This is a genomic window from Ensifer sp. ENS08, assembly GCF_014852195.1.
Taxonomy (GTDB): domain Bacteria; phylum Pseudomonadota; class Alphaproteobacteria; order Rhizobiales; family Rhizobiaceae; genus Ensifer; species Ensifer adhaerens.
Window position 1 is genome coordinate 562,626 of sequence record NZ_JACVBF010000001.1, and the last position, 12,855, is coordinate 575,480.

12 protein-coding genes are annotated in these 12,855 nt (G+C 62.6%); 1 reads left to right on the forward strand and 11 read right to left on the reverse strand.

The genetic code is table 11. The features are described 5' to 3' along the window. Positions 1–4: 4 nt before the first annotated feature. From IB272_RS02650 to IB272_RS02665, 4 genes are read right to left on the reverse strand one after another with little or no spacing between them, the layout of a single operon-like run. Positions 5–2,296, reverse strand: a complete 2,292-nt coding sequence (locus IB272_RS02650) for a chemotaxis protein CheA (protein WP_060581895.1) — start codon at positions 2,294–2,296, stop codon at positions 5–7. Positions 2,297–2,315: 19 nt separating this feature from the next. Further along, positions 2,316–2,681 carry a response regulator gene (locus tag IB272_RS02655; protein ID WP_025425897.1) on the reverse strand — a complete coding sequence of 122 codons (366 nt, stop codon included), beginning with the start codon at positions 2,679–2,681 and terminating at the stop codon, positions 2,316–2,318. A 4-nt stretch (positions 2,682–2,685) separates the two neighbouring features. Next, positions 2,686–2,979 (reverse strand): STAS domain-containing protein, encoded by a 294-nt coding sequence (locus IB272_RS02660; RefSeq protein ID WP_034796954.1) that lies wholly within the window; start codon positions 2,977–2,979, stop codon positions 2,686–2,688. 41 nt (positions 2,980–3,020) lie between these two features. After that, on the reverse strand, positions 3,021–4,637 hold the full coding sequence (locus IB272_RS02665) for a globin-coupled sensor protein (protein ID WP_060581894.1): 1,617 nt from the start codon (positions 4,635–4,637) through the stop codon (positions 3,021–3,023). Between the two features lie 395 nt (positions 4,638–5,032). Between IB272_RS02665 and IB272_RS02670 the strand changes: the two genes are divergently transcribed. Continuing rightward, complete coding sequence (locus IB272_RS02670) at positions 5,033–5,275, forward strand: hypothetical protein (protein WP_156552927.1); 243 nt, start codon at positions 5,033–5,035, stop codon at positions 5,273–5,275. A 51-nt stretch (positions 5,276–5,326) separates the two neighbouring features. On the opposite strand, the gene IB272_RS02675 is transcribed toward IB272_RS02670, so the two are convergent. The 7 genes from IB272_RS02675 to IB272_RS02705 all read right to left on the reverse strand — a co-directional run bounded on the left by IB272_RS02675 (position 5,327) and on the right by IB272_RS02705 (position 12,706). Then, complete coding sequence (locus IB272_RS02675; protein WP_113135444.1) at positions 5,327–6,715, reverse strand: FGGY-family carbohydrate kinase; 1,389 nt, start codon at positions 6,713–6,715, stop codon at positions 5,327–5,329. 4 nt (positions 6,716–6,719) lie between these two features. Next, a complete protein-coding gene (gene rhaM / locus IB272_RS02680) occupies positions 6,720–7,034 on the reverse strand; it encodes an L-rhamnose mutarotase (RefSeq protein WP_034796960.1) in 315 nt (104 codons plus the stop codon). Positions 7,035–7,041: 7 nt separating this feature from the next. Beyond that, positions 7,042–8,046 (reverse strand): ABC transporter permease, encoded by a 1,005-nt coding sequence (locus IB272_RS02685; protein WP_060522257.1) that lies wholly within the window; start codon positions 8,044–8,046, stop codon positions 7,042–7,044. Then, a complete protein-coding gene (locus IB272_RS02690) occupies positions 8,046–9,026 on the reverse strand; it encodes an ABC transporter permease (protein WP_060581892.1) in 981 nt (326 codons plus the stop codon). Before IB272_RS02690 ends, IB272_RS02685 begins: the two co-directional genes overlap by 1 nt. Beyond that, a complete protein-coding gene (locus IB272_RS02695) occupies positions 9,023–10,519 on the reverse strand; it encodes a sugar ABC transporter ATP-binding protein (protein ID WP_060581910.1) in 1,497 nt (498 codons plus the stop codon). The genes IB272_RS02690 and IB272_RS02695 overlap by 4 nt, the downstream gene beginning before the upstream one ends. Positions 10,520–10,786: 267 nt before the next feature. Beyond that, positions 10,787–11,776: a rhamnose ABC transporter substrate-binding protein gene (rhaS, locus tag IB272_RS02700; protein ID WP_060522260.1), complete on the reverse strand. Its 990-nt coding sequence runs from the start codon at positions 11,774–11,776 to the stop codon at positions 10,787–10,789. Between the two features lie 117 nt (positions 11,777–11,893). Beyond that, positions 11,894–12,706, reverse strand: a complete 813-nt coding sequence (locus tag IB272_RS02705) for a DeoR/GlpR family DNA-binding transcription regulator (protein WP_034796966.1) — start codon at positions 12,704–12,706, stop codon at positions 11,894–11,896. Between the last annotated feature and the right edge of the window lie 149 nt (positions 12,707–12,855).

Sequence of the window (12,855 nt, forward strand, 5' to 3'; positions counted from 1 at the left end):
GTCATTATCCGACTGCAGCCAGTGACATTTCAGGTTTCAGCGAATGCCCGCGCGAGGCGGCGACGATCGCGTCGACATCGAGGATGAGCGCCACGCGGCCGTCACCGAGAATGGTCGCGGCGGCGATACCCGGCACGTGGGTGTAGTTGGCCTCGAGGCTCTTGATCACCACCTGGCGCTGCCCCTGGATCGCATCGACCATCAGGGCGCGTTGGCCGCCACCTTCCGATTCGACGAGCAGGGCGACGCCTTCGACCGGGTTCGCCTGGATGGCACGGAAATTCAGGATCCGGCCGACGTCGACGAGCGGGCAGAAGGAGTTGCGGATCGAGATCAGCCGTTGGTTGGAGCCGAAGGAATGGATCGCTGCGGCTTCCGGCTGCAGCGTTTCGACGATCGCAGTTAGCGGCACGACGAGTGTCTGGTTGGCGACGGTGACCACCATGCCGTCGAGAACGGCGAGCGTCAGCGGCAGGCTCATGGTGAAGACCGAACCGTGGCCCGGCTTCGAGGAGATGTTGATGCGACCGCCGAGCGCCTGGATCGAGCGCTTGACCACGTCCATGCCGACGCCGCGGCCGGAGATGTCGGAGATCTTGTCGGCCGTCGAGAAGCCGGCGTGGAAGATCAGGTTGTCGATCTCTTCGTCCGAGAGGTTGGCGTCGGCGGCGATCAGGTCGTTGTCGATCGCCTTCTGGCGCACCTTCTCGCGGTTGATGCCGGCGCCGTCGTCGGCAAGCTCGATGACGATGCGGCCGGAACGGTGCTTTGCCGTCAGGCGCACAGTGCCTTCGGCGCTCTTGCCGGCGGCAAGGCGCTTCTCCGGCGTTTCGAGGCCGTGGTCGACCGCGTTGCGGATCATGTGGGTCAGCGGCTCGGCGAGCTTGTCGATGACCGTCTTGTCGACTTCGGTGTTCTCGCCTTCGGTGATCAGGCGGACCGACTTGCCGGTCATGTCGGCGATTTCGCGAACGATACGCGACATGCGCTGGAAGACAGGCTTCACCGGCTGGGCGCGGATCGCCATCACCGAATCCTGGATCTCGCGGGTGAGCTGCTGCAGCTCTTCGAGGCCCATGTTGATCGAGGACGTGCCGTTGGTGTCGTTCTCGACGACGCTCTGCGAGAGCATCGCCTGGTTGATCACGAGTTCGCCGACAAGGTTGATCAGGCGGTCGACGCGATCGAGATCGACGCGAATGGTCGGCGTTGCAGCCGACGCGGCGGCCTGCTGGGCGGCAGCGCTCTGGGCGGCGGCGCTGGCCGCGGGAGCTGCCTTCTCAGCCGGTGCGCGGGCGGCGGACTGCGCCATCTGCAGCACGTTGCTGGCCGTGCCGGCGGCTGAAACCGCGGCGTCGCGATCCTGCTGCTGGGAGGCAAGCTGTTCTTCTTCCTCGACGACACCGACCGATACCGCCGGTTCGTCGTCAAGGATCGACAGGTCGAAGGGAACGGGCTGCATCGGCAGCTCTTCGCCCGACTGCGTCGCCTCGTCTTCGACCAGCGAAGTTTCCAGGTCGCAATCCCACTCGGCGAATTCGAAAACCGTGCGGATCGCGTCCTCGCCCTTGTCGGTCTTGAGCGAGATCTTCCAGAAGAAATAGGCGCTCTCCGGGCTCAGCCGATCGAGCGTCGGCAGTGCGCCCATGTCGCAATGGATGCTCATCTCGCCAAGGCGCGAGAGGTCGCGCAGAAGCAGCGTTGCCTCGTTGCCCTTGGCGTAGAGATCGGACTTCGGCTTGAAGACGATCTCATATGTGGGCATTTCCATCAGCGGCGGCTCTTCAGCCGCGTCGAAGTCATCGAAGGAGAAGGCGACCGGCTGGAAGCCTTCGTCGTTGACCGGCGGCGGAGCCACGGCAGCGACGGGCTTGGCAACCGGTTCGGCCGGCGCTGCCGACGCCTGTGGAACTTCGCCGTTTGCGAGCGCCTCGAGTTCCTTGATCAGCTGGCGGCTGCGCGCCTCGTCGACGCTGCCGCCATCGCGCGCAGCGTTGGTGAGGTCGGCGAGTACGTCGGCCGACTTCAGCATCACCTTCAGAACTTCCGGTCCGGGATCGAGCCTATTGGAACGAACGCAATCAAGGGTCGTCTCGAACACGTGCGCGAAGGAGACGAGGTCGTCCAGCCCGAAGGCGCCGGCGCCACCCTTGATGGAGTGCACCGCACGGAAAACGGCATTGACCGTTTCCGGGTCGCGGTCGCCATCATTGAGCTTCAGCAGACCCGATTCCAGTTCGGCGAGTTGTTCCTCGCATTCCTGGAAGAAGATCTCTTTGATTTCGTTCATATCCATTGGAGGCTATCCCCGGACTTCAGGCCGTTACGCGCTCGATTGCATCGATGAGTTTGGTCGGGTCGAACGGCTTGACGATCCAGCCGGTTGCACCCGCCTGACGCGCGCGGTTCTTCTTCTCCGCGTCGCTTTCGGTGGTCAGTACCAGGATCGGAATGGCGCGGTAGCGATCGTTCTTGCGCACGCCTTCGATGAAGCCGAAGCCGTCGAGACGCGGCATGTTGATGTCGGTGACGATCACGTCCGGATTGGCTTCTTCCAGGACCTCAAGACCCTCGACGCCGTCCTCGGCCTGAATCGTTTCGAAACCGGCATTGTTCAGCGTGACCAGCAGCATGTTTCGGATCGTCCGGGAGTCGTCGACCGTCAGAACTCGCTTCTTCATTTTCTCAAATCTCCTTTGCCATCAGGTGGTCGATCTCGACCCCGATGAGCTGTGTCGTTTTCTCGAAAGCGTCCGACACCTTGCTGAAGGTGAAAGACAAATGTTCCTCTTCCCAGGTCTTGGCGCCGGCCATCAGCACCTGGACACAAAGCGTCCCGACCCGCTCGACCGCGGAAGCGTCGATCACGATATCGCTGCCCTTGAGCGCGAGCAGCTTCTCGTGCAGTGCCGTTGCCTCATTCAGGTCCAAAACCGGAGCGAGGCTAAGCGTCTTCTGGGCGGTCTTCTTGCTGGCCATTTCTGTCTTCCTCGACTGCTAACTCTCTACTGCCCTTGATATCAGCGCTGCCAACCGGCAAGCTGCCGCTGCAGCCCGTCGTCAAACAACGGTGCGGCCGGCTCTTCGGCAACGACGGCGGATGTGTGACGGAAGGGCTCGCGGCCGGCGCGCGCCGATGCGGCCGGATGGCGACGCTCCAGGCGGAACTGGCGGATGGTCTCGCCGAGCTCGACGATGACCGTATGAAGATCGTCCGACGAACGGACGGTATCGCCGGCCAGCGCGGCACTTGCCTCGACACCCCTGGAGATCGTGCCGATCTCGGTCGCGACGCCGCGGAGGTCGCCGACCTGCTGCTCCGCCTCGCGGGCGATGCCGGAGACGGCGGAATTGATCGACGTGACCTGCTCGACGATGCTGCTGATCGCGTCCTGGGTGCGGCCGACAATCTCGACGCCGGTCTCGACCTGCGCCTTGGTGCCGGAAACGAGCTGCTTGATTTCGCGCGCCGCTTCGCCGGAGCGCTGTGCCAGCGCACGCACTTCCTGGGCGACGACGGCAAAACCGCGACCGCTGTCGCCGGCGCGCGCCGCTTCGATGCCGGCGTTGAGCGCCAAAAGATTGGTCTGGAAGGCGATCTCGTCGATGACGCCGATGATCTGGCCGATCTTTTCGGCCGACGCCTCGATGTCGGCCATGGCGGAAATCGCCTGGCCGGCGATCTCGCCGCTGCGCTCGACGGCAATGCGGGTCTCGTTGGCCTTCGTTTCCGTGGCGCTGATCCGGCCCGAACCGGTCGCCATGCGTCCGGCCATGTCGGAGAGCACGGCAAGCTGCCCGGAAAGCGCGTCGGCTTCAGCGCTCGCCTTGTCCGTGAAGGCTGTCGCGCCGTCGCGCATGCGGTCGACCAGTACCCCGGCAGCCTGGCTGCGCTGATCGGAGGCCTGAAGACTTTGTTGGATCTGTTCGAGTGCCGCGTTCAGGCTCGCCACGATCGGCTGATAGGCTTCGACCGCCGTTTCCGGCAACCGCGCGCCGAGATCACCCTGGCTCACGCCTTCGGCAAAGTCGCCGAAGAGCGCCTTGACCTCCAGCTCGTCGGCGCTGCGCTGCTCGGCGAGCTGCCGCTGGTGCTGTTGGCGGAGGGCGTTGAAGCGGAGCGAAACGCCGATCTCGCTGTCGACGAAGGTCGTGCGCACCAGAGCGGCGACGAGGTCGCAAAGTTCGCGGCGGCGCGCCTTGCCCATCGGCAGGAAGGATCGCGGCCAGGCGTCTTCGATCAGTCCGACGATGAGATGTTCGAGCACGACCGCATGGCTTGCCATCTGCCAGCGCGGGTCGAGGCCCATGCGGCTTGCGGTGTCTGCGAGCACCTTGATGCGCTCGGCATAAAGCCCGTCAAAGCGTGCGTCGGTCAGCACGTTCCAGTGCGACGACTGAAGATCCTGAAGGCGGTCGATCTGGCGGTCGCTGTCGAAATGGCGGGCGGCGTCCGGATAGGTCTGGAGGCGCTGGAAGAGGTCACGAAGCGCCTGATCAATCCGGGGAGAAAGCTTTTGTCTGTGATCGCGGACGCGGTTGCAGCTCTCGTCGTCGAGCCCGGCAAAGCGCAGGCGCTCCAGCAGGCTGCCTGCCTGGCCCTTTTTTGCCTGTTCTGACGATGCTTCCTGCCTCAACGCTGATCCCCGGTGCTGCACGTTCGGAACTTGCCTGGGGAGCATCAGGGAGAGCCACGGTCCACCGGACGTGCACGCCACATCGATGAGATCAGCCTCCGCCGAAAAGCGTCTGCTGTCGTTCATCCCGCAAGTAAATTCGGTGAAGAATGGATACCGGACCGGAACCGGTACGGCGGGGCGGCATCATGCCTTGAGGAGACTTGTGAATTATCCCATTCCGACGTGTGGGACCATGTTTATGGTTAATTCCTTGCTTGAAGGTTAACGGTCCCTCGCCTCTAATCGGAATCACTAAAATTCACAGGGTGTTTTCACGCGCCATTTTTGCGCTGCAACAAAACTGTAATAAACACGCCTGAAACCAACAGGTTCTCAATCACAAGAGTTTAGAATTGTACTTCGACTTGCGCTCGCGTATCGAAGCGAAAGTGAAGTGGGCGCTGCATGCGCGAAGAAACCTTCGCATCACGCAAAGCGACATCATGACGATGCGCTTACAGGAAACGAACAATGATTGTTCTTGGCATTGGCGCCGCACTCACAGCAATCCTGACAATGATGGCAGTATCGATCGTGCTCAACATCGAGCACAACCGGTCGGCAAAGCGCAGCTCTGTGTTTTGATCGGGCTTTAGCCCGTCTCTTACTGACACAACCAGGCATCTCTGCGGCCGGGGACGGATGTTCTACGGCCGCTTTTCTTTGCACACATGGTCCTGCGTCGCCTTTTGCCATGCCTGCGCATAGGCGGCGAGGCTCTCCGCGATCTCGCCCGCAAGCGGCTCGACCCCGGTCCTGACCGCGGATCCCTTAACCAGACACGCAGCACCGAGGCTCGTACCCGTGATATTGTGGGGATCGGCAAAGACCGACCGGCCCGTCGCTGCGGCGAGCATGCGCAGATAGGTCCTGTTGGAAGCAAAGGGCCCTTCGACGACGATATCGCCGCGCGCGCCGATCAGGTCGAGACAGGTGGCTGTCATCAGCGCCAGATGGAACGAGACGACGACAAAGCGTTCGGCGGGGCCAAGCTCCCGTTCGTCCGTCGTCCAGATCGCTTTTGCGGCCGGAAAGGGACCGGATCCCTCGGGAATGGACGGCAGCAGCATGTGGCCGGCCCCGGCCACGGCCTCTTCCGTTTGCGGCGACACAGGGGGCGCCCCCTCCCCCAACAGAAGCTGGAAGGCGCGGCCGCCCATGAAGCGGGCGGAGGGTACGGGATCGCCAAGCGCGTTGACGTTGATCAGCGTGTCGCGGTGTTCATCGAGCATCTTCGCCTCGGCACCGACCGCAAGCATCACCACCCAGGTGCCGGTTGAGACCACCGAGAAGGGCGAGGTACGTGTCAGGAGATGCGGCAGCAGCGAGGCGTTGGAATCGTGAATGCCGCAATAGACGGGGGTCCCTGATGCAATGCCCGTTGCCGAACAAAGCTCTGGCAGTAGCGCGCCGGCGATATCGCTCGCCTTCAACACCGGTGCGAAGAGGGGGGGCCAGCCCTGGCTTTCGACAAGAGACGAGAATGTCCCTGCCCGTGGGTTCCAGAGATCCGTGTGGCAGCCGAGCGAGGTCAGCTCGTTACAGAGCGTACCTGTCAGTCGATAGGTCCAATATTGCGCATAGGTGAGGACCGAGGCGACCCTGGCGAAGTCGTCGGGAAAGGTCTTCTGCTGCCAATAGAGCTGGGCGCCGACATTGAGGCCCATCGGCAGGCGCGCGGAGCCGGTCTCGGAAAAGGGCGGCCTGACATTATCATACTCGGCGGCGAGGCTGTCGGGACCGGCGTGCTCATAGTCCAAAACCGGAAGCGCCAGGTTGCCTGATGCGTCGAGCACGACGGCGGTCGCGCCGTGGGTGGTGATCGAGATCGCCTCAAAGGCGTGTTCGGCATGGAGTGACGCGAGGCTTTCGAGCAGGAAGGCCCAGAGACGCTCGACATCGAAATGCGGATAAGGATCATCAGTCAGCACCGCATTCGCCGTCTTGCGGACGGCAATCTCCTCGAAACGGTCGAGATCAACGGCTGCGACCTTGGCATTGGTCTTGCCGATATCGATAACGCCAACAACCCGCATCTTATCAGTCCAAATGGAAAACGGTCGTCAGCGGCACCGCCACCGGTTCGTTATCGCCATGGGTTTCCATGATATCGGCCATATAGGCCCACCATTTCTGCATGATGGGATGGGACGGCAGGTCGGCCATGCGGTGATCGTCGGTCCGCCAGAGCACACCGAAAAGCAGACTGGTCTCCTCGTCCAGATGGATGGAGTAGTCGGAGACGCCGGCCTCCTTCAGCAGGGTGGCCAGTTCCGGCCAGATGGCATCGTGCCGCGCCCTGTATTCGGCGGCCATGCCTGGGTTCAGGCGCATACGGAACGCGTATTTTTCCATCGGATCCTCAATGTGCGAGACGTTGACGGGCGCGCCGCCAGAGAATGGGTAGCGCGATCACCGAGATCAGCAGCAGGCCGATGAAGATCGACATGACGATGCCCGGCACGTTGAGCAGGCCGAAACCGAAGGTCACCATACCCATGATCAGGGCGGCCAGCACGACGCCCGGGATGGTGCCGGAGCCACCGAGAATGTTGACGCCGCCGAGTACCACCATCGTTACCACCTCCAGCTCCCAGCCGAGCGCGATCGACGGGCGCGTCGAGCCGAGGCGCGAGGTCAGGCAGATCGAGGCAAGCCCGGCCATCAACCCGGTCAGGAGGAAGAGGATGAATTTGATGCGCGCAACGCGGATGCCGGAGAAGAGCGCCGCCGTCTGATTGTTGCCGATGGCATAGACCGCGCGGCCGAAATTGGTCTTGTGCAAGACGACGCCGTAGACGACCGCGAGGGAAACGAAGAGCGTGAACTCGAAGGAGAACACCCACCAGACATAGCCTTGGCCGAACCACGAGAAGCTGTCGGGATAACCGGTGAAAGCCTGGTCGCCGAGGATGATGAAGGAGAGACCGCGGAAGAGGCTCATGGTGCCGATGGTCACCACGATCGAGGGCAACCCGAGACCGGTGATCAAGAGGCCGTTGATCGCACCGCAAAGAAGCCCGACAGAGAGACCGATCACCACCAGCGCCGGCGTGTCGAAGCCAAGTTGCACGGCATAGCCCATCGCCGTCGAGGCGAGCGCGATGATCGAGGCCACCGACAGATCGATCTCGCCGGAAATGATCACCAGCGCCATGGCGAAGGCAATCATCGCCTTTTCGGTGAAGTTGAAGGTCGCGTCCGAGAGGTTCCACGGGTCGAGGAAGTAGGGCGAGGCCAGCGAGTTGCCGAGAAAGATGAGGCAGGCGACGACAAGCAGCAGGCTTTCCCAGCTCTTCAGCAGGCGCGCGCCGCGGCCTTCCAGCCGATCGGGGATATGTCGTGGGGTAAGGTGGGTCTCGGCCATCAGACAGCCTCCGCCTTTCTCAAGATGACGCGGCCCTTACGCCGCTCGGCGCGGGCGTTGACGGCAACAGCGACAATGATGACCAAGCCCGAAATCGCCAATTGGGCGAAGGGCGAGATATTGACGACCGGCAAGGCGTTCTTGATCACGCCAAGGAACAGCGCACCGAGCACCGCGCCTGCTACCGTGCCGATGCCGCCGGCGATCGATATGCCGCCGATGACGCAGGCTGCGATGATGTCGAGTTCGAAGCCTGCGGCGATGTCGACATAGGCGACGGCATAACGCGACACCCAAAGATAGCCCGAGAGCCCGGCAAGCGCGCCGGATATGCAATAGGCCGAGAAGCGGGTGCGGCCGACATCGATGCCGGTATAGACCGCCGCGTGCGGATTGCCGCCGACCGCATAAAAGGCGCGTCCGAGCGCCGTGCGGCTCATCAGCAGGAAAACGAGCGCGATCATCACCAGCGAGAGCCAGGAGAGAACCGGGAAACCAAAGAGCTCGTCGCGCGGCAATGCCTTGAAGGCGTCGCTCATCTGGTGGGCATTGATCCACTTGCCGCCGCTCAAGAGAAAGATCAGGCCGCGATAGATGGTGAGCGTGCCGAGGGTTACGACGATCGGCGGAATGTCGAGCTTCCAGACGAGCGCGCCGTTGATCATGCCGAGCAAAGTGCCGAGCGCAACTGCCGCAAGGATGATCAGCGGGATCGGCAGGCCCGGAAAGGCGGCGTTCAGCATCGCCGCCACCATGCCCGAGAGCGCGAGGTTGGCGGCCATCGAAAGATCGATGCAGCGCGTCAGGATCACCGCCATCTGGCCAAGCGCCAGAATGATCAGGATCGACGTGTCGTTGTAGACGCGCCCGAGGTTCGCGGGCGCGACGAAGGGCGGGAAACGCCAGGTGATCAGCGCCAGCAGCACGGCGATCGCGCCGACCAGCAGCAGTTCGCGATTCCTGAGGATGTTTGCCATCACGCGGCCTCCTGAATGCCGGCTGCGGCACGCACCAGCTTTTCCGCCGTCAGTTCAGCGCGCTCGAACCGCCCGGCGATCCGCCCCTCGCGCATCACGATGACGCGGTCGGACATGCCCATGATCTCCGGGATTTCCGAGGAGACCATGATGACGCTCAGGCCCTGTGCCGCCAACTCGCTCATGAAGGCGTGCACGGCGGCCTTGGAGCCGATGTCGATGCCTTTGGTCGGCTCGTCGAGAATGATCACCTTCGGCTTCGTCGCCAGCCACTTGGCGATAACGACCTTCTGCTGGTTGCCGCCTGAAAGCGTGCCGACATCCTGATCGAGCGAGGCGGCGCGCAAATCGAGGCGCGCGGTATATTCGCGGGCGAGCGCGAACTCGTTGGCAAGCTTCAGGAAGCCCGAGCGCGAGGTGCGCGACAACGACGGCAGCGTGACGTTCTGAAAGATCGGGAGGCCGATAATCGCACCCTGGCGGCCGCGCTCTTCGGGCACATAGACGATGCCAGCCCGGATCGCTTCGGACGGGCTGCGGATCACCAGCACCTCGCCATCGAGCCGGACAGCACCGGCCGATGGCCGGGTGACGCCGATCAGCGACTGCATGAACTCGGAACGGCCGGCGCCGACCAGGCCGTAGAAGCCGAGGATCTCGCCGCGGCGAAGCTCGAAGTTGATGTCCTCGAACTCGGTCGGGTGGCGGTAGCCGGAGACCGTGAGCACCGGTTCGCCGATCGCCACATCCTTCTTCGGGTAAACCGAACCGACAGCGCGGCCAACCATGAGGCGCACCAGTTCGTCCTGGCTGACATCGGCGATCAGCCCTTCGTCGACCATCGTTCCGTCGCGAAACACCGTGTAGCGGTCGGCGATGCGGAAGATTTCATCGAACTTGTGGCTGATGAACAGGATCGCCTTGCCGTCTGCCTTCAGCCGTTCGACGAGGGCATAGAGTTCGTGGATTTCCTTGTGCGACAAGGCGGCCGTGGGCTCGTCCATGATCACCACCTGCGCATCGATCGACAGCGCGCGGGCGATCGCGACCAGATGTTTCTTGGCGATACCGAGATCGCGCAGGCGGATGGTCGGATCGAGATCGGCACCGGCGCGCGAAAGCAAGGCACGCGCATCGGCATTGAGCCTCTTCCAGTCGATCAGCCCGAAGCGATTGCGCGGGGCGTGGCCGAGGAAAATGTTCTCGGCGACCGAGAGCTCATCGAAGAGCACGGTTTCCTGATGGATCGCGGTGACGCCGGCGCGTGCGGCCGCCAGCGCTGTCGGCAAATGAACCTCCTGATCACCGACGGAGATCGTGCCCTCGTCCGGTTGGTAGATGCCGGTCAGGATCTTCACCAGCGTCGATTTCCCGGCGCCGTTTTCGCCGATCAGCGCGGTCACCGACCCCGGATAGAGCGCCAGCGAAACATCGGAGAGCGCCTTCACCCCGGGAAAGGACTTCGAGATCCCTTCGAGCGCAATGGCGGGCTTCATCCGCGATGTGAGCGTATCCTGCAGCAAGAGACAGTCCACCATTCAGTCGTTTCGATAACGCGAAGTCGTTCGGGCCTCGTATGCCCTCGTATCCGCCCGCGCGGGTTGCCCCTCACCCTAACCTTCTCCCCGCATGCGGTGAGAAGGCACCGGCATGCCGCTCTCTTCCCTCCTCGTCGGGAAGGGGGGGCAAACCGTTGCCGCTTGTCCCTTCTCCCCGCAAGCGGGGAGAAGGGACCGGCAGGCGGATGAGGGGCTTTCGCCGGATCAGAAGATCTTGGCGAATTCCTCGACATTCTTGGCATCGTAGACGAACGGGTCGGCCATCGCGCCTTCGTTGTTGTCGTCGAGCTTGACGGCACCCATGCGGCCCATCTTCAGTTCAGCACCCGGCTTGGCTTCGGCACCGTTGATCAGGTCGTAGGCGACCATCGTTGCGGAGTAGCCGAGGTCGATCGGGTTCCAGATCGCGAAAGACTTGGAGGCGCCCGACTTCACGTGGCCGGCCATTTCCGAGGGAAGGCCGAGACCGGTGACGTTGATCTGGCCGATCTTGCCGGCGTCGGTGACGGCCTGGGCGGCGGCAACGATACCGACCGAGGTCGGCGCGATGATCGCCTTCAGGTTCGGATAGGACTGAATAAGGCCCTGCGTTTCGCGGTAGGACTTGTCGGCGAGGTCGTCACCATAAACGGTCGCGACGACATTGATGCCCTTGTAGTTGCCCTGGACCTTCTTCATCTCGGCGATCCAGGTGTTCTGGTTGGTCGAGGTCGCCGTTGCTGAAAGCACCGCGACATCGCCGCCCTCAGGCAGGTTGTCGGCGGCGAGCTTGATGATCATGTTGCCGATCAGCGGGCTCGACGACGGGTTCAGGTGCATCAGGCGGCCATCCTTGGCGACGCCTGAGTCCCAGGAGATGACCTTGATGCCGCGATCCATCGCCTTCTTCAGCGCCGGAACGAGGGCGTCGGTGTCGTTGGCGGAAACGGCGATGGCGTCAACCTTCTGGGCGATCAACGAGTTGATCACCTCGATCTGGCCTTCGGCGGTCGTCGTCGTCGGGCCGGTATAGATCACCTCGACGTCGCCCAGCTCCTTGGCGGCTTCCTGCGCGCCCTTGTTGGCGGCTTCGAAGAAGCCGATGCCGAGCGCCTTGACCACGAGCGCGATCTTCTTGTTTTCCGCATGCGCGGCATTGGCCATCAGCGCCAGCGAAACGGCGGCCGTGACCATCAGTGACTTCAGGATCTTCATGCTCATTTCCTCCCAATGACCGGCACGCGACAAGCGTCGCCGGCGCGATTTCCTCCATTGGCGATGCCCCGGCCCCTCCGGCCGTGAGCGTCACCTTCCCCTCTCCTCGCCCACCCCTCAGGCGGACGAGGACATGTTCTCCGCATCTGTGCCGGCTCTCGAGCTGGCAACGACCAGCCGCACACCGGCATTTTCAAGCATCGCGGCATGCCTGTCCTCGATGCCCGAATCCGTAATGACAGTGGCGATCCGCTTCAGCCCGCAAAGGATGAGGCTCGACCGCTTGTGAAACTTCGAGGAGTCCACCAGCACGACGAGTTCGTCGGCCTGGTCGATCAGTTTCTGCTCCGCCTGGATCAACAGCGGATCCGCCTCCATCAGGCCGAGCGGGCCTAAGCCCTGTGCCCCCATGAACATGCGGCGCGCATAGAAATTGCGCGTCACGTCATTGTCGAAGGGGCTGAGGATGATGTTCTGCTCGCGGTAGATCGTGCCGCCCGACAGCATCACCGTGTTCTTCGAATGCTTCAAAAGATGCTCGGCGATCGGGAAGGAATTGGTGAAAACCTGCATTCGCCGATTGCTGAGGAAATGCACCATCTGAAAGGTCGTGGTGCCGCCATTGATGATGATCGGCTCGCCATCCTCGCAGAGCGCCACCGCCTCCTTGGCGATCGCCTGCTTTTCGCGGGCGTGCAGGCCCTCGTTGACCTTGAACGGACGACCGGCAAGGCCGACGAATTGTGGCGGATTGATCGCCTCGGCGCCGCCGCGCACCCGTCGCAGCTTCTTCTGCACGTGGAGGGCTGCAATATCGCGCCGGATCGTCGCCTCGGAACTGTCGGTCAGATCGACCAGCTCCTGGACGGTGACGACGGGTTTTTCCTGAACCGCCGACTGAATGATTCGGTGTCTTTCTTTCTCGTGCATGCGTTCCTCCGATGGCGTTCATGCTTCCATCACGATCGACCATTGTCAATCACAAACAATCATATTTTTTCATTGTGCAGCGCAATATGCGCGAACTTGATCGTTTTTGATTGACTTTAACACTCAAGTCCTGTGATCTGATGCCAACC

Bases quoted from the DNA above. Each gene is read 5' to 3' on its own strand.
- IB272_RS02650 (WP_060581895.1), bottom strand. From the start codon at position 2,296: ATGGATATGAACGAAATCAAAGAGATCTTCTTCCAGGAATGCGAGGAA.
- IB272_RS02655 (WP_025425897.1), bottom strand. From the start codon at position 2,681: ATGAAGAAGCGAGTTCTGACGGTCGACGACTCCCGGACGATCCGAAAC.
- IB272_RS02660 (WP_034796954.1), bottom strand. From the start codon at position 2,979: ATGGCCAGCAAGAAGACCGCCCAGAAGACGCTTAGCCTCGCTCCGGTT.
- IB272_RS02675 (WP_113135444.1), bottom strand. From the start codon at position 6,715: ATGCGGGTTGTTGGCGTTATCGATATCGGCAAGACCAATGCCAAGGTC.
- rhaM (WP_034796960.1), bottom strand. From the start codon at position 7,034: ATGGAAAAATACGCGTTCCGTATGCGCCTGAACCCAGGCATGGCCGCC.
- IB272_RS02685 (WP_060522257.1), bottom strand. From the start codon at position 8,046: ATGGCCGAGACCCACCTTACCCCACGACATATCCCCGATCGGCTGGAA.
- IB272_RS02695 (WP_060581910.1), bottom strand. From the start codon at position 10,519: ATGAAGCCCGCCATTGCGCTCGAAGGGATCTCGAAGTCCTTTCCCGGG.
- rhaS (WP_060522260.1), bottom strand. From the start codon at position 11,776: ATGAAGATCCTGAAGTCACTGATGGTCACGGCCGCCGTTTCGCTGGCG.
- IB272_RS02705 (WP_034796966.1), bottom strand. From the start codon at position 12,706: ATGCACGAGAAAGAAAGACACCGAATCATTCAGTCGGCGGTTCAGGAA.